The sequence below is a fragment of the Deinococcus alpinitundrae genome (assembly GCF_009982895.1).
GTDB classification, from domain to species: Bacteria; Deinococcota; Deinococci; order Deinococcales; family Deinococcaceae; genus Deinococcus; species Deinococcus alpinitundrae.
On record NZ_WXZL01000046.1, the window covers coordinates 1 to 15,642 of the forward strand.

Genomic DNA, 15,642 nt, shown 5'->3' on the forward strand with positions numbered 1-15,642 from the left:
TAATAGATGTTCTTTACTCGCGTCATCAGAAATTGTCATGCAGCCCGCCTCGTTTGAGGCTCAGAAACAATACATCCCCATCCCCCAGCTGTCAACCCCCACTGTAGAGAGCCACAACGGCCGGGTGAGATCAGCGGTCAATCAGGACCGTCTGCTGCACCTTCAAGCCCTGCGCGAGGGCGTCCTGAGCATGCTGCCGGGCCGCCGCAAGATCGTGGTCGCGGTAATTGCCGCATTCCAATTCACTGACGCCGGGGATAGGCTGGTCATGTGCCGCAACGTCCGAGAGGGCCGACTCGAAGGCGCGCAGCACGCCCGCCTCGTCAGGTTCGCCGATGACGGCCATATACATGCCGGTGCGGCAGCCCATCGGCGATACGTCGACAACCTGATCGATATGGTCGCGCAGATATCCGGCCAGCAGGTGTTCAAGCGTGTGAATTGCCGCCGGTTCGATGGCCGCCGCGTTGGGCTGGAGCAGGCGCAGATCGTACTTGCTGATGGCGTCGCCGTGCGGGGTGCGCTTGAGACCCGCCAAGCGGATGTAGGGGGCGTGGACTTTGGTGTGGTCGAGATCGAACGATTCAACGTTTGCCATGCCGGTTATTGTGCGCCAAACAGCTGGCTGGATGCTCTGTGGGCTCACAAAAGCGTTTGCTCGCTGCAGACCGGAACGGGTCTATTCGGCAAGCCAAAGCAGGCTAGACTCCTGTGTATGTCTTCCTCTTCCCCCGATTCGGCAGGCAGCCGTTTGTTCGCTGCGGCCCGTCAAGCACCGGTCTGGTTGCCCTTGGTGGTGGCCGGCCTACTGCTGGTGGCCGACCAGCTCCTCAAAGCCTGGGCACTGAGCAACCTTCAGGAAGGCGTGCCCGCCGTGCCCTTCGTGCCGGGGGTCATCAGTTGGGTGCTGGTCTTCAATACTGGCGCCGCCTGGAGTCTCTTCTCGGGTTCGGCACTGCCACTAGCTCTAGGCAGGCTACTGGTGGGCCTGGGCATTCTAGTTTATCTGGTGCGCCGCTCGCAGCCCGCCGCGCTGAGTATCGTTCTGGCCATGATCTCGGCAGGGGCCATCGGCAACGCCATCGACGGCTTTCGCTTCGGCAAGGTCACCGACATGCTCTATTCGCCTGCCCTGAGCGCAGTGACCAAAGCGGTGAATGCGGGCGGCTTCCCGATTTTCAATATCGCCGATTCGTGCGTGGTGGTCGGCACCATTTTGCTGGTGTTGCTGAGCCTACGCAAACCGAGCTGACTTCGGGTTCAGCCTCGTTAGCCTGGCTTCAACTTGCCCGGCCACACACATCAGGTACAAGAGACCAAAAGCGGCTGGCCCCCAGAACTCAATCCGGGGGCCAGCTGCTTTGGAGCGGAGTGTTTACGCCGCGTAAGCGTTTTTCATGCACTTGGTGCAGACACGCAAGCGCACGCCCACGCCGCCCTTGTTGATCATGACGCGCTGGAGGTTGGGAAGTTGACGGGTCTTGCTGACACCGGTGACCTTACGGCCCACGCCGCCCGCTGCCCGGGCTTTCCCCCGGCGGGTCACCGAATTGACGACAATCGGCCCCTTACCGCACAGTTCACACACTTTAGACATAATGAAAACTCCTTGTTCAGCCCGGCCTTGGCGTCGGGCAAGCCTTGAAAGTGTAGCACACCCCTGCACGCAAGCAAAAGGGCGGCAACAAAAAGCCCGGCACTTGGCCGGGCAGTCAGAAGTAAGAAGTTTAGCGCAGGACCTTGAGGGCCTTGAGGATGGCGATCAGGATGACCGAACCGACCACGCCCCAAACGATGCTCCAGAAGCTGAAGCCGTTGCCAGCAGCATTCGCGCCGCCGATATGCAGAAGGTTGGCAAAGACCCATTGCGCGAGGAGTGCTCCGACGATACCGATCAGAATGTTGGCGACGGCTCCCTGCTGCTGATTTGTGTTCATGATCATGCTTGCCAGCCATCCGCACAAAGCACCCACCAAAATCGTAATAATCCAACTCATATTCTCTGCCTCCTTGAACGTTGTTGCCAACGATTGATGAGTTCGGCTTCAGCACTTGCCCGGCGTTCTTGCCTGCCCAGTGCGCCGCTTTCGTTGTGAATTGAGAATGAGGCGAGGCACCCGGTGCTAGTGTAAGGCTGCACACCTTTTGAAGACTGCTTGAAGACCGGGTAAGCAGCAGATCAATCTCACTTAAGGAAAAAGCCGCGAAGCTGACGCAAGGCCCAGCAACCGCCTCGCAGAGCGGACTTGTCTCGACCTCGGCTTGAGCGCTCCTGCCGCCCCCGTGTAGCATGTCCCGAGCTGCCGTAACGTGCGGGCCGTGGTGCGAACACCACTGGCTGCCCGGAACAGACGTGCGGATACGGAGGAAGTTATGCCTGGAATTATCGACGCCTACCGCAGTTTTCTGCCGGTCACCGACAAGACGCCCGCCCTGAGCCTGCACGAGGGCGACACGCCGCTCATTCACGCGCCCAAACTCAGCCGCGAACTGGGCATCGAGCTGCATCTCAAGTTCGAGGGGCTCAACCCCACCGGCTCGTTCAAAGACCGGGGCATGGTGATGGCCGTGGCCAAGGCCGCCGAGCATGGAGCCACCAGTGTCATCTGTGCCTCGACCGGCAACACCTCGGCCGCCGCCGCCGCCTACGCCGCCCGCATGGACATGCCCTGCTACGTGCTGATTCCCGACGGACGCATCGCGCTGGGCAAGCTGGCACAGGCGGTCATGTACGGCGCGAAGATCATCTCCATCGACGGCAACTTCGACAAAGCACTGGCGCTGGTACGCGAGATCTCGGCCAGTGAGGGCATCGCGCTGGTCAACAGCGTCAATCCGTTCCGGCTGGAAGGCCAGAAGACGGCGGCTTTCGAAGTGGTCGATACCCTCGGCAAAGCGCCGGACATCCTGTGCCTGCCGGTGGGCAACGCGGGCAACATCAGCGCGTACTGGAAGGGCTTCCGGGAATACCGCTCGCACGGCAAGATGGACACGCTGCCGAAGATGTGGGGCATTCAGGCGGCGGGCGCGGCTCCACTGGCACGCGGTCTGGCGCGGGTGGAGGAACCCGAGACGCTGGCGACGGCCATCCGCATCGGTGCGCCTGCCAGCGCTATCCTGGCCCGGCAGGCCGTGAATGAGAGCGCGGGCCTGTTCGACATGGTGACCGACGACGAGATTCTGGACGCTTACCGCAGGGTCGCCCAGGACGGCGTGTTCTGCGAACCGGCCAGCGCCGCGCCGATTGCCGGGCTGATCAAGCGGCACGCCCAGGGCAAACTGACGGCGGGCCTTCAGGTGGTGGCGGTGCTGACCGGCAACGGCCTGAAAGACCCCAATATCGCTCTGCAAGCCGTGAAGGTGCAGCCGACGCAAGCCAGCGCCGACCTGGCTTCGGTGCTCTCGGCCCTGCGCTAATGGCAGTGGCAGCTTTCGGCCCGCCGTTCGAGGTGCGCTCCCCAGCCAGCAGCGCCAATCTGGGCCCTGGTTTCGACAGCCTGGGCCTGAGCGTGCCGCTCTATACCACCCTGCGGGTGACGCCGCAGGCCCGCACCGAGGTCGTGCCCATTGGCGCTGATCTGGAAGGCACGCCCGCCGACGAGAGCAACTACGTGTACCGGGCCATGCTCCTGAGTGCCCGGCGGGCGGGACTGAGCCTGCCGCCTGCCAGGGTCGAAATCGAAACCGAGGTGCCGCTGGCCCGCGGTCTGGGCAGCAGCGCCGCCGCACTGGTGGCAGGCATTGTGGCCGGAAACGAACTGCTGGGCCGTCCGCTGGACGACGAGACCCTACTGGACGTGGCCGCCCGTGAGGAGGGCCACCCCGACAACGTGGCCCCGGCGCTTTACGGCGGCATCGTGGTGGCGACACTTGACAAGCTCGGCACCCACCATGTCCGGCTGGAGCCGCCCGCGCACCTGGGCGTCACGGTGCTGATTCCCGACTTCGAACTTAGCACCCACAAGGCCCGTGCCGTGCTGCCCAGCGAGTACTCGCGCGCCGACGCGGTGCACGCTCTCTCGCACTCGGCACTGCTGGCGGCAGCCCTGGCGACCGGGCGGCTGGAGTTGCTGCAACACGCCATGCAGGACTACATCCACCAGATCTGGCGGGCGCCGCTGGTGCCGGGCCTCAGCGACATTCTGGAAGACGCCCACAAGCACGGCGCACTCGGCGCGGCCCTGTCCGGCGCGGGACCTACTGTGCTGTGCTTTCACGACACCCGGCACAGCACGGCGCGGCTGCACGCCTTCCTCGGCAGCGTGATGCGGCGCAACGGACTGGAAGGGCGGATTCTGGATCTGCCGATCGACACGGAAGGCACGCTCATTCGGGCGCTGTAAAGCCTGCACACTGAAACGCCCTTCCACGGGATCGGGAGGGGCGTTTCTTTATTCAGCCCGCTCCAGCCGCACCCGCGTGTTGTGAAAGGTGCTGCCGCCACCCAGATCGGTCAATGTCTGGGCCGTCACGGCATTGATGCTCTGGCCGTCGGGCGCGCTCAGGCCCCACCAGCTGCCCTCCACCACCGCCACGCCCGGCTGCACTTCATCGGTGATGCGGACCCGACGCACGGCCTGACCCGTCCCGCTGACGATGCGAGCGAGCATGCCACCAACCAGTTCGCCCTGGTCGGCGGGATGCACCAAGACGTGCGGCTCGGCGCCCTCGGCTCTGGTGAGGTTGCCAAGCATGCCGTAGGTACTGTTGAGGAAGTGGTGGGCGGGCGGCGTCAGGAGGCGCAGGGGGTACTCGGCAGTCAGTTCGGCGGCGGAGCGGTAGACCGGCGCGGGCGTGAACATCACCTTTCCGCTGGGCGTCGGCGCACCCTGCGCGTAGGGCAGCCAGCCGTCCGGCAAGGTGAGCGGCAGCGTTCCGGCAGCTTTGAGCGCGTCCGGCGTGATCCCGGCCAGAAACGGATGGTCGGTGTCGAGCACCTCGGTCAATAGCTCATCCACCGTCCAGAACAGCGACGGCTCGGTAAGGCCCAGCCGCCCGGCGAGTTGCTGAAATACCCAGGAGTTGGGCCGCGTCTCACCGGAAGCCTCCAGCTCGGCGGGGTTGTGGGCCAGCCATGAGTGGCCGTAACTGGTGTAAATGTCGGCATGCTCCATGAAGGTGGTGGCGGGCAGCAGGTAATCGGCCAGCCGCGCCGTCTCGGTCATGGCCTGCTCCAGCACGATCACCTTGAGGTCCTCGCGCTTCAGTCCGGCAATCACCCGCGCCGAGTCAGGGGCCACCACTGCCGGGTTGCAATTGTAGATGAAGGCGGCCTCAAACCCGGCAGACGGCTCCAGCGCGGATGCCAGCTCGTTCATGTTGACGTGCTTGACGTCTTCCCGGGTCAGGTGCGCCCCGCCCAACCGGGAGCGGTTGAGATGAAAGACCCCCGAGGTGCTGAGGGTGCAGCCGCCGCCCCTGCGCCGCCAGTCGCCGGTGACGGCAGGCAGCAGCGTGACCGCCCTGAGCGCCGTACCGCCGTTCTCGTGTCGGGTCATGCCGTAACCGACCCGGATGTAGGCGGGACTGTCCTGACCGATGGCGCGGGCCAGTTCTGCGATCTGCTCAGCGCTCAGGCCGGTGGCCTTGGCGGTGCGCTCCAGCGTCCAGGCTTCGGCCTCGGCCTTGAATTCCTCAAACCCCTGGGTCGCCTCCTGAAGATACGTTTCGTCGGCCCAGCCCCGCGCGATGATCTGGCGGGCCACACCCAGCGCCAGCGCGGTGTCGCTGCCGGGGCGCAGCTTGAGGTGGGTGTCCGCGTAGCGCCCGGTCTTGTTGAGATACGGGTCGATATGGATGATCTTCGCGCCGTTCTTGCGGGCCTGGGTCATGAACGGCGTCAGGTGACTGTTGGTACTCAGGCTGTTGATCCCCCACAGCACGATGGTTTTGGCGTGCGCAACGTCCTCGGGCAGCACCCCGTAGCGTGGACCGTAGCCGAGCCGCCAGGCCTCGGTTCCGGCACTGGCGCAGATGGTCTCGTCCAGTTCCGGCGCACCCAGAGCGCGGAAGAAGCCATGAATATGGTGGCCTTCCATCAGGCCCATCGTTCCAGCGTAGTGGTAGCGCAGGATAGCGTCGGGGCCGCGCCGGGCCAAGACATCTTTCAGGTGGGCAGCGATCTCGTCGAGAGCCTGCTCCCAGCTCACGCGCACCAGTTCACCGTTCACGCGCTTCATCGGGTAGAGCGGACGCTCCGGATGGTTCTGGCGGGCTGGGTAATGCACCGTCTTGGCGCACGCAAAGCCCCGCGTGATCGGGTGGTCGGCGTCGCCAGTCAGCTTCACTGCTTTCTCCAGGCCGGCCTCGCCGCGCTCGATGGTGATCTTCAGGCGGCAGGCGTCGGGACAGTCCAGTGGGCAAGTGAGGATGGCCTGTCGGGTCCCTGAAGTATTGGACGGGGCGGCGGTCATGCAGAAAGTTTAACGCCGGGCCTCCCAATCACGTCGAGGCACCAACAGCACAGGCTAGATTGAGCGTATGCAGATCAACGGCGTCCACCTGAATGTTCAGCGCACAGGCAAAAGCCAGCCGGTCATCCTGCTGCACGGCCTGATGAGCAACCTCACGGCGCTGCAACCGGAAATCGAACGGCTAAGCCGGTCGTTCGAAGTGATCGCCATTGACAGCCGGGGACATGGGCGCTCGGAAAAGCCCGCCCACTTCACCCTGCAAGACCACATTGACGACGTGCTGGGCGTGATGGACGCCCTGAACTTGCCGAGCGTGTTCCTTGTCGGCACCTCGGCAGGCAGCTACATCGCACAGGGCGTCGCCTCGCAGCAGCCGGAGCGCATTCGCAAGCTGGTGCTGATCGTGCCGAAGTCCAACGGCAAAACATCCTCGGTGGCGCGGTTCATCGCCGAGCACGAGGAGGAGGTGCGCGGTCTGGGCCACGACGAGATTCAGGCGCTGGTGCTCTCGCACATCTTCGCACCGTCCACGCCGGAAAGCATCCGGGCGGAGCAGGCGGAATGGAGCCGCCAGCAAGCCGAGCAGGGTCTGACCCTCGACGCCCAGCAGGCCGAGGCCGCCAGCCAGGCCCTGGCCGGGTTTGACTTCCGGCCCGTGCTGCCGCAGATCACCGCCGAGACGCTGGTCATCAGCGGGCGGCACGACATCCTCAACCTGGTGGCCGAGGGACAACTCATCGCGGAGCTGATTCCGAAGGCGCGACTGGAAGTCCTGGAGCAGTCGGGCCACCTGCCGAACGTGGAGGAACCGGAGCGGCTGCTGGAATTGGTGGAAGCATTCTTGAAGGCTTGAACCCTCTCCTACCCCCGCCCGAACACCTTGCCCAGCAGCTCTCCCCTCTCGCGCAGGGCCGCCTGAAATGCCGCCGCATCGTTGGCCGGACCGCTCGGCAGATTCTTGGTCTGCCCGGTCTTGGCCGCCACCTGGCCGCCGAAGCGCCGCACCCGGAACATACCGGGATGCTCCTCGAACACGGCGATCACCTCGCCCGGTTGAGCCGCCAGATGCGCGGCGTAGGTCAGCTCCTGCTCCAGCTGGGCGTGGGCAGCAGCCTCGCCCAGCTGGGTCAGCAGGCGGTCGATCAGGGCGAACACGCGGGCGGCGTAGGCGTCAACCTCGGTACGCTGCGGCAGGTAGCCCCTGTGAATGACCCGGTTGCGAAAATCGGAGCCGAGTGCCTGGGGACTCAGGAAGTCCGCCGCTTCGCCCTCGCGCCACAGATACGCCAGAGCGAAGGCCCCCAGCTGACGCTCACTCTGGGCCGAGAGCAACTTCCAGGCCGTATCTAAGCGGGCAGCGGCGGCAGTGAAATCCTCGCCTGTTCCAGCGGCGCGCTCCAGGGTGGCGGCGCGGGTATAAAACTCGAAGAAGCGCTCCAGACTTCCAGCAAAACTCGCCACCGCCTCACGGGCGTAGCCGTCCATCAGCGCCCGCGTGCCGAGATCGAACAGCATCTCGAATTTGTGCTTGCGCAGGTAGATGGTAAATCGCCCGGCGCAGTGTGGGCAGCTCAGATCATGGATACCGGAATCGGCGTACTCGGCCTGCATCTCGCGGCGGCAGTGCGGACAGGCAGCGGGAAAACGCATCGTCTGTGGCCGTTACTGCGGCAGCGCCTGACCGGGTTTGCTGATTAAATACACCAGCCCACCGGAGTGCGTCAGCCACAGCCGCTCGAAGACGGCGCGCGGATAGCTGCGCCGCACGCCTGCGTCGGTTGGCGCGGCCGGGTCGTTGAGCACCGGATTGCCTTGGGCATCGAAGCCCACCAGCACCATCAGGTGGCCGCTGCTCGACGGCACGGCAGCTCCCGGCAACTCGCCCGCCTTCCAGCCCAGGCTCACGCCCAGCGGAATGCCAGCGGCAAGATAGCGCTCGGCCTCGCGCAGACTCGGCAACCGGCTCACCAGGGCACGCAGGCCGTGTTCGGCGGCGAAGGCCATGTTGAAGGGCCAGTTGCCAGTGCCGTCGTAGGCAGCGTCGTAGGTCGCTTTGGCCGCTTCCAGCACCCGGATGTCCACGCCGTAATACCCCAGGATCATGCTGGTGCTGGTCGGGCTGCACCACACCTCGCCGCCGTCTTTGTAGAGCATTTGCGATCTGGGCGGCACATTCAGCAGCTTGTTCCAGGAGCTTTTGTCACCCACCGCGCCCACCGAGGCCAGCCGCTGGCTGCGGTCGGAGGTATTGAACGCCAGCAAGTTCAGGCTGGGACTCGCACCGCTGGCCCGCAAAGTCAGGCGATATTCGAAGCCTGCGGCTTTCCTGACCAGTCTCAGCGTGTCGGTCATCATCTGGCCGAAGCTGTCTTTCTGACCGTCCAGACTCGTGCGTCCCGCCGCGCTCTGCCAGGTGCCGAACGAGTAGAACCGAACGGCCCCGGCAGGTTTGACTTCCAGCGTGAGGCTGCTTCCAGGGGGCGTCAGGGCGTTCCACGAGGGGATCAGTTCGTCGTAGGCGCTCAGCCCGATCACGCTACCGGACAGGGTCCCGAGCTTGCGGCCCGGGGCGAGCATGACCCGGCCCTGTTGCACCGTTAAGCCTTGCAACGTGGCCGCGCTGAAATCGGCGGACTGCTCCAGAACGGTGGTGGTGGACGCGGCGTTTCGCATGCTGAGGGCCAGTGTAGCGGGCGAGCAGGCCAGCAGCGCCAGGCTTGCCAGGGCAGACTTGAGCATGCCCGGCATTGTCGCGCCTGCAGGCCTGCACTTGGTGAACGACCCAAACGAACGCGGGAAACAGAATTGACATCTGTTTCCCGCGTTGGAGGCAGCCAATAATGGATGGAGCGGCCCCGGGCGTTGAAGTGCAGTGGTGATGTGCAGAAGGGACAGAGGGCGAAGGTGGGGCGCGGCGCTCAGCCGATCAGACCCAGGGCGCGGGCGCGGCTGACGCAATCGGTGCGGTCACGGGCATCGAGCTTGGTGTAGAGGCGGGCCAGGTGGTCCTTGATGGTGTCGGGACTGACGCCCAGGCTGCGGGCAATTTCCTTGTTGCTGTAGCCCTTGGCCAGCAGCGGCAGCACGTCGCCCTCACGCGGGGTCAGGCGCGGCACCTCGACTTTGGGCAGGCGGTCGATTTCGGGGTGGGCCACAATCTCGCGCAACTGGCGGGCCAGTTCAGCAGGGGCCGTTTCCTTACTCAGGTAGCCGCGCGCGCCTGCCGAGCGGGCTGCCTGCACGATGGCCGGTTCGGCGAAGGTCGTGATCAGGACGCTCACCACGTCGGGATTGGTGGCGCGCAACTTCTCGCAGACCTCAATGCCGGTCAGGCCGGGCATCTTGACGTCGAGCAGCGCGGCGTCGGGGCGAAACTGCCGGATGGCTTCGAGGGCTTCCAAGCCGTCACTGGCCTCAGCCAGCACTTCGAAGCCCTGATCGCGCAGCGCGTACTTCAGGCCGATACGAAACAGCGGGTGGTCGTCAGCAATCACGAGCTTCATGGGAAACCTCCGGAAGAATCAAGGTCAAGACACTGAGGTCCTGTGGGGAAGGAGCGGGGCTGCCGGAAGGTGAAGTGGCAGGCGACTGACTGGGAAGGTTTGGAGAGGATTGACGCTGGTAGTGCAACTCGCCGCCGTGGGCCTGGGCGATGCGGCGGGCGATGAACAGCCCCAGGCCAGCGGTCCCGGCGGTGTACTGCTGCCCGGCGATGGTGGTCGGCTGGGCGTTGAACGGCTGGGCCAGCTCGCCCAGCGCCCTGTCCAGGCCGGGGCCGTCGTCAATGACGCTCAGCTCGGCAACTCCGTTCACCTGCCGCGCATCCAGGCGAACCTCGGCGGCGGCGTAGCGCAGGGCATTGTCGACCAGATTCAGCAGGGCGCGCTCCAGCACCGCCGCGTCCACCTCGGCCCGCGCCTGACCGTCCACCCGGATGAGGACGCCGCGTGCCTGCGCCGCCGCCGCCAGCCGCAGGGCCAGCGCGTCGAGCAGCGGGCGCAGTTCGGTGGGCCGCTTCGAGAGCTGCACCGCATCGCGCTCAAAGCGGTGGGCGTCGGCCATCTGCTGCACCAGCGCGAGCAACCGGGCGTTCTCGGCCAGCATCTGCTCGCCCACATCCAGCCGCTCAGCGTCGCTGAGCCGTTGGCCGATCAACAACCGCGCCAGGTGGCCGGTGGCGATCAGCGGCGTCTTGAGGTCGTGCACCAGGGTGGCCATGAACGCGCCGCGCCGCGCCTGCTCGATCCTGAAGCGCCGCAGCAGGCCGGTGAATGCCGCACGCAGCGCCCGGACCTCGCCAGGATCACCCGCCGGGCCGTTCATTTCCACATCGTCTTGCTCGACCTCGGCGCGCAGCCGTAGCAGCGGCCCCAGCATTGCCGCCGCCAAAAAGTACCCGATTCCGGCGGATAGCCCACCCACCCCCAGTGTCCAGAGCGTGAGCCCCAGGCTCCAGTTGCCGCTACTCACGATCAGGGTCAAAGTCAGGTTCGGCAGGAAGGCCAGCGCGAAGATGACCGCCGCAAACTGCGCGCGTAAAGTGTTCCAGCGTTCAAGTTGAAAAGAGAACGGGGAAGCGGTCATCTGAGGGCAGTCTAAGAAGACCCCTCTGACAAAAACCCCACATTCAGGCGGCCCTCACATCGCCTGTCAAGCCCCCTGGCGGGCGGATTTACCGGGGGTAGGGGGTGGTCGCTGGGGCTCCCACTGTCGCAACCCGGTGGCTGCTCAGTCTTCGGTGCTAAGCACGGCCAGGAAGGCTTCCTGCGGCACTTCCACGGTGCCGATCTGCTTCATGCGGGCCTTGCCCTTCTTCTGCTTGTTCAGCAGCTTCTTCTTGCGGCTGATGTCGCCGCCGTAGCACTTGGCCAGCACGTCCTTGCGAAACGCCTTGACGGTGGCGCGGGCGATGATCTTGCCGCCGATCATGGCCTGAATCGGCACCGGCCACATCTGGCGCGGAATGACCTCGGCCATCTTGTCCACGATCTTGCGGCCCAGCGGGTAGGCCCGGTCCTCATGAACGATGACGGCCAACGCGTCCACGATCTCGTTGTTGACGTAGATGTCCACCTTGACCAGTTCGCCCTCGCGGTAGCCGGTAATGCTGTAATCCATGCTGGCGTAGCCGCGCGAGATGGATTTGAGGCGGTCATGGAAATCGTAGAGAATCTCGGCAAACGGCACCTCGTAGATCAGCTCCACGCGCTTGCCGAGGTAATTCATGGTGACCATGCTGCCGCGCCTTTCTTGCAGGAGCTGCATCACCGGACCGACGTGTTCTTCCGGTAGCATCACCGAGAGTTTGATGTACGGCTCCTCAATCAGATCAACGCGGTCGCGGGTCGGGAATTGGGCCGGGTTCTGAGTCTCGAACACCTCGCCGTTGTTCAGGGTGATGCGGTAGATGACGGCGGGCGCGGTGGCGATCAAGTCGAGGTCGTACTCGCGCTCCAGCCGCTCCTGAATGATTTCGGCGTGCAAGAGTCCCAGAAAGCCGCAGCGAAAGCCGAAGCCCAGTGCCTCGGAGGTTTCCGGCTCGAAGGAAAAAGCCGCGTCGTTGAGCTTGAGCTTTTCCAGCGCCTCGCGCAGCTTACGGTACATCTCGGTGTCGGTGGGATACAGGCCCGAGAACACCACCGGCTGGGCGGGCTTGAAGCCGGGAAACGGGTCGGTGATGGGCCGCGCCTGTTCCATCAGGGTGTCGCCCACCTGGGCGTCGTGAATGTCTCTCACGCCCGCCGCCACCCAGCCCACGTCGCCCGCCGTGAGCGCGTCGCCGACCACCAGGCCGGGACTGAAGGTGCCCACCTTGTCGACATCGAAGTGCTTACCCGTCGAGAACAGCGTGATCTTGTCCTTGGGTTTGATGGTGCCGTCGAGGACGCGCACGAACACGATCACGCCCTGGTAGGCGTCGAACACCGAGTCGAAGATCAAAGCCTTGAGGGGCGCGTCGGGGTCGCCGGGCGGCGAGGGAATGCGCTCGACGATGGCCTCCAGAATCTCGGGGACGCCCACGCCGGTCTTGCCGGACGCGAAGATGGCGTCCTCGGCGGGAATGCCCACCACCTCTTCGAGTTCCTGGGCCGCACCTTCCGGGTCGGCGGCGGGCAGGTCGATCTTGTTGACCACCGGGATGATCTCCAGCCCCGAGTCGATGGCCAGGTAAGCGTTGACGATGGTCTGGGCTTCCACGCCCTGTGAAGCGTCGACCAGCAGCAGCACGCCCTCACAGGCAGCCAGACTGCGTGAGACCTCATAATTGAAATCCACGTGGCCGGGGGTGTCGATCAGATTGAGGGTGAACACCTCACCGTTGGGACGGGTGTAGCTCAGCCGCACCGGCGTGGACTTGATGGTGATGCCGCGCTCGCGCTCCAGCTCCAAGGTGTCGAGTGTCTGGTCGCGTTTGTCGCGCTCGCCCATCGCACCCAGGTGTTCCAGGATTCGATCGGCCAGGGTGCTCTTGCCGTGATCGACGTGGGCGATAATGGAGAAGTTCCGAACCTGCATCCCTCCAGTCTAGCGGAGGAAGGGGGTGGGCAAATAGGAGCGGCATGCAGCGTGCTCCGGTCACTGGAGCCACCAGCTTTTTGACACTGTTTTGACGTCCTACACTTAGACTCGCCTCACCGCGCCTGCCCCGCGTGTTCAAGGAGCCGGAATGAAAATGCATTGGCTGCTGGCCCTCCCCTTCACTGCCCTCACCCTCGCCGCCTGTGGGCAGAAAACGACCACGCCACCGGCAAGCAAGCTCTACACCAAACTGGGTGTGATGCAAGCAGGCAAGTCAGACACCAGCAGCGAGGTCTTGGCGAAATTCGCGACCATCACCCCCACGGGGCACTGCCTGAATTGATAGACCCCAGCACGCTCGATACCTGTCAGCTCGGCAATAGTGGCAACGCCCTTACCCAATTGCTGAGTCCAGTCACGAATTCGTTTAGCGGCCCCCTCGATGCTGGCGAGGCCATCACCTTCAAGAAGAACGGTATGACTTTCGCCGCCCTCGCGCGCATGGACCTCCAGCCTCAGGCCACGCCGAATTATGTCTACGAAGCCCAAAATCTGGTGCTCAGCGGCCTGAGTGACTTGACGCTGAATATTCCCGGTGCGTCGGGCGGCTTTCCGGCGTTCAGCGACGTTCCCTTCCCCGTCCCTGCACCGGCCTTCAAGGTCACCATGCCGACAGATTTAGGTGCCGTCACGCCGACCACGAGGTTCGCCTGGACCGGAGCCAGCAATGATCCGGCAGCGGTAGTGTTTTTGGGTGTCTTAAAGGGCGACACACCCTTCTTTTGTACCGCCCATGACGACGGCAGCTTTACCATTCTCAACGATTTCCGAGACGTTCTCAACGCTCAGAAGTTCGTTAAGGGTCCGGCTGTAGTTGTCCAGAGCATCGTTTCACCTTAAAATCAACGGCGACGCCTTGCTGGTTACGCAAAGCCTCAGCAGCGTAGGTAATTTTTAAGCTGCCCAGCTTCACCGCTACACTGCCTCATGGCCCGCCTCAAAAAGAACCAAGTCAAACACCGCACACACGCCCGTAAGCCGCTGCCCAGAAAAAAGCGGACCTCCGGCGGCGTGGGCCTGATTATCGGTACGCTCCTCGCCGCCGTGTTGATCGCGGCGGTGGCCCTCTATCTGCGGCCCACCACTGATGGCAGCAGCGTCATTCGCTCGTTCGACCTGACCCGCCTGCCGGTGCTGGGCCAAGCCGATGCGCCCGCCACCCTGGTGGTGGTTGAGGACTTCAAGTGCCCGGCCTGCCGCGCCTTCGAGCAGGGCGTGATGCCGCAGCTGATCAGCAAATATGTGGACGGCGGCCAGCTGAAGGTGGCCTCGCTGACCTGGCCGTTTCTGGCCAAAGCACGCAACCTCCCCACCGACGACTCGCTGCTGGCTGCCGAGGCCGCCGGGTGTGTCTATAACCAGCTCGGCAGTGCCGGATACAACGACTTCAAGAAGGTGCTGTTCGGCAACCAGGAAGATGAGACCACCGTCTGGGCCACCAGTGACAAGCTTAAGGCACTCGCCAGCGGTCTGGAGAAGCTCGATCAACCCAGTTTCGTCACCTGCCTGGACAGTAACGCGGCTAGAGCGCAGGTGCAGGCCCAGCAAAAGCAGGTCACGGCGGCAGGTGTCACATCCACACCGAGCGTATTCGTCAATGGACAGCTGATGATGCCCACCTTCGAGGCCCTCAGTGCGGCGATCGACAACGTGGTTCCGTCCACCCCATGAGCGCGTCTACAGCATCAGAGCGTCTACGTTACAGTCACGTAGACGCGGGACGCCACCAACAACGATAGGGTCCGCTCACCACCGCTCACCCTGAGGGTCAGGGTGCCGAAGGCCGGTTCGATTCGGCTCACACTCACCTCTGCACCCGGCGTCAGTCCGGCGGCCATCAGGGCACGCAACTGCACCGGGTCGCTGTCGGGAACCCGGACCACCGCCGCCGAAACGCCTTTCTCCAGCTCGGTCAGGGAGCGCTCCTCGCGCACCGGCAAAGTGCCGTCAAGCATCGGAATCGGATCGCCGTGCGGGTCGTGGGTGGGATGACCCAGGAAATCGGCCATTCGCGCTTCAAGCAGCTCACTGATCACGTGCTCGAGGCGCTCAGCTTCCTCGTGGACTTCGTCGAGCGGGTAGCCCAGCGCCCGGTGCAGGTAGGTTTCAATCAAGCGGTGGTGACGCACGATTTCCAACGCGGTCCGCTCGCCGTCTGCCGTTAGCACTGCACCCTGGTAGGCTGTATGTTGCACCAGACCAAGTTCCGAGAGCTTACGCAGCATGCCAGTGGCGCTGGCAGGCGTCACTTTCATCGCCCCAGCCAACGCCTGGGTGTTGACCCGCCGATCTTGCTCGCTCAGAACATAGAGCTGCTTGAGATAGTCCTGGGCCGAACGAGAGAGGACGGGCGGCTCGGTCAGCAGTTCGCTCGGAGACATGAAAGTATTTTAGGTAAAGCTAAACCGAAATCAATGAGAACTGGCAGCGCATTTCGAACCGTCCCGAGCGAGTTTCACAAGAGGGAGAGTCAATAAAAAAGGACCCACAACAGTTAAGTTGTGGGTCCTTAGGGAAACAGTCTTCATCAGCGAGTTTATGAGGAGCAAAGATAAAGGAGGTGATCCAACCGCACCTTCCGGTACAGTTACCTTGTTACGACTTCACCCCAGTCATCAACCACAGCCTAGACGCCTGCCTTTCAGCTCCC

General features: G+C 64.0%; 17 protein-coding genes and 1 rRNA gene. 7 read left to right on the forward strand and 11 right to left on the reverse strand.

Features of this window, described 5'->3' with window-relative positions:
• Window positions 1–130 precede the first annotated feature (130 nt).
• Window positions 131–598 (reverse strand): S-ribosylhomocysteine lyase, encoded by a 468-nt coding sequence (locus GUI70_RS21235; protein WP_161884285.1) that lies wholly within the window; start codon window positions 596–598, stop codon window positions 131–133.
• Window positions 599–715: 117 nt separating this feature from the next.
• Here GUI70_RS21235 and lspA point away from each other — a divergent pair, with 117 nt between their 5' ends.
• A complete protein-coding gene (gene lspA / locus GUI70_RS21240; protein ID WP_161884286.1) occupies window positions 716–1,252 on the forward strand; it encodes a signal peptidase II in 537 nt (178 codons plus the stop codon).
• 123 nt (window positions 1,253–1,375) lie between these two features.
• On the opposite strand, the gene rpmB is transcribed toward lspA, so the two are convergent.
• On the reverse strand, window positions 1,376–1,597 hold the full coding sequence (rpmB, locus tag GUI70_RS21245) for a 50S ribosomal protein L28 (protein ID WP_161884287.1): 222 nt from the start codon (window positions 1,595–1,597) through the stop codon (window positions 1,376–1,378).
• Between the two features lie 130 nt (window positions 1,598–1,727).
• Window positions 1,728–1,997, reverse strand: a complete 270-nt coding sequence (locus GUI70_RS21250) for a GlsB/YeaQ/YmgE family stress response membrane protein (RefSeq protein ID WP_161884288.1) — start codon at window positions 1,995–1,997, stop codon at window positions 1,728–1,730.
• Between the two features lie 376 nt (window positions 1,998–2,373).
• Here GUI70_RS21250 and thrC point away from each other — a divergent pair, with 376 nt between their 5' ends.
• Both thrC and thrB read left to right on the forward strand, forming a co-directional pair.
• A complete protein-coding gene (thrC, locus tag GUI70_RS21255; protein WP_161884289.1) occupies window positions 2,374–3,417 on the forward strand; it encodes a threonine synthase in 1,044 nt (347 codons plus the stop codon).
• Window positions 3,417–4,343 (forward strand): homoserine kinase, encoded by a 927-nt coding sequence (gene thrB / locus GUI70_RS21260; RefSeq protein WP_161884290.1) that lies wholly within the window; start codon window positions 3,417–3,419, stop codon window positions 4,341–4,343. The genes thrC and thrB overlap by 1 nt, the downstream gene beginning before the upstream one ends.
• A gap of 48 nt (window positions 4,344–4,391) precedes the next feature.
• Here the strand turns inward: thrB and GUI70_RS21265 are convergent, their stop codons facing one another.
• Window positions 4,392–6,413 carry a molybdopterin oxidoreductase family protein gene (locus GUI70_RS21265; RefSeq protein WP_161884291.1) on the reverse strand — a complete coding sequence of 674 codons (2,022 nt, stop codon included), beginning with the start codon at window positions 6,411–6,413 and terminating at the stop codon, window positions 4,392–4,394.
• A 67-nt stretch (window positions 6,414–6,480) separates the two neighbouring features.
• Here GUI70_RS21265 and GUI70_RS21270 point away from each other — a divergent pair, with 67 nt between their 5' ends.
• Window positions 6,481–7,266 (forward strand): alpha/beta fold hydrolase, encoded by a 786-nt coding sequence (locus GUI70_RS21270; RefSeq protein ID WP_161884292.1) that lies wholly within the window; start codon window positions 6,481–6,483, stop codon window positions 7,264–7,266.
• Between the two features lie 8 nt (window positions 7,267–7,274).
• On the opposite strand, the gene GUI70_RS21275 is transcribed toward GUI70_RS21270, so the two are convergent.
• From GUI70_RS21275 to lepA, 5 genes are all read right to left on the reverse strand, one after another.
• Window positions 7,275–8,063 (reverse strand): hypothetical protein, encoded by a 789-nt coding sequence (locus GUI70_RS21275; RefSeq protein WP_161884293.1) that lies wholly within the window; start codon window positions 8,061–8,063, stop codon window positions 7,275–7,277.
• A gap of 12 nt (window positions 8,064–8,075) precedes the next feature.
• The gene (locus tag GUI70_RS21280; protein WP_161884294.1) at window positions 8,076–9,152 is read right to left on the reverse strand and encodes a C39 family peptidase; all 1,077 of its coding nucleotides are present in this window, start codon (window positions 9,150–9,152) and stop codon (window positions 8,076–8,078) included.
• A 179-nt stretch (window positions 9,153–9,331) separates the two neighbouring features.
• Window positions 9,332–9,916 carry a response regulator transcription factor gene (locus GUI70_RS21285; protein ID WP_161884295.1) on the reverse strand — a complete coding sequence of 195 codons (585 nt, stop codon included), beginning with the start codon at window positions 9,914–9,916 and terminating at the stop codon, window positions 9,332–9,334.
• A complete protein-coding gene (locus GUI70_RS21290) occupies window positions 9,897–10,997 on the reverse strand; it encodes a sensor histidine kinase (protein WP_161884296.1) in 1,101 nt (366 codons plus the stop codon). Before GUI70_RS21290 ends, GUI70_RS21285 begins: the two co-directional genes overlap by 20 nt.
• Before the next feature lie 144 nt (window positions 10,998–11,141).
• Window positions 11,142–12,929, reverse strand: a complete 1,788-nt coding sequence (gene lepA, locus GUI70_RS21295; RefSeq protein WP_161884297.1) for a translation elongation factor 4 — start codon at window positions 12,927–12,929, stop codon at window positions 11,142–11,144.
• A gap of 151 nt (window positions 12,930–13,080) precedes the next feature.
• Between lepA and GUI70_RS21300 the strand changes: the two genes are divergently transcribed.
• The 3 genes from GUI70_RS21300 (at window position 13,081) to GUI70_RS21310 (ending at window position 14,663) form a co-directional block, all read left to right on the forward strand.
• Entirely contained in the window at window positions 13,081–13,275 is a 195-nt protein-coding gene (locus tag GUI70_RS21300) for a hypothetical protein (RefSeq protein WP_161884298.1), read from the forward strand.
• Window positions 13,272–13,832, forward strand: coding sequence for a hypothetical protein (locus tag GUI70_RS21305; protein ID WP_161884299.1), 561 nt, complete (start codon window positions 13,272–13,274; stop codon window positions 13,830–13,832). The genes GUI70_RS21300 and GUI70_RS21305 overlap by 4 nt, the downstream gene beginning before the upstream one ends.
• An 87-nt stretch (window positions 13,833–13,919) precedes the next feature.
• Window positions 13,920–14,663, forward strand: a complete 744-nt coding sequence (locus GUI70_RS21310) for a DsbA family protein (RefSeq protein ID WP_161884300.1) — start codon at window positions 13,920–13,922, stop codon at window positions 14,661–14,663.
• 23 nt (window positions 14,664–14,686) lie between these two features.
• On the opposite strand, the gene GUI70_RS21315 is transcribed toward GUI70_RS21310, so the two are convergent.
• Together GUI70_RS21315 and GUI70_RS21320 are read right to left on the reverse strand one after the other, a co-directional pair.
• The gene (locus GUI70_RS21315; protein WP_161884301.1) at window positions 14,687–15,373 is read right to left on the reverse strand and encodes a metal-dependent transcriptional regulator; all 687 of its coding nucleotides are present in this window, start codon (window positions 15,371–15,373) and stop codon (window positions 14,687–14,689) included.
• Between the two features lie 172 nt (window positions 15,374–15,545).
• Window positions 15,546–15,642 (reverse strand): 16S ribosomal RNA (locus GUI70_RS21320); the annotation flags it as partial.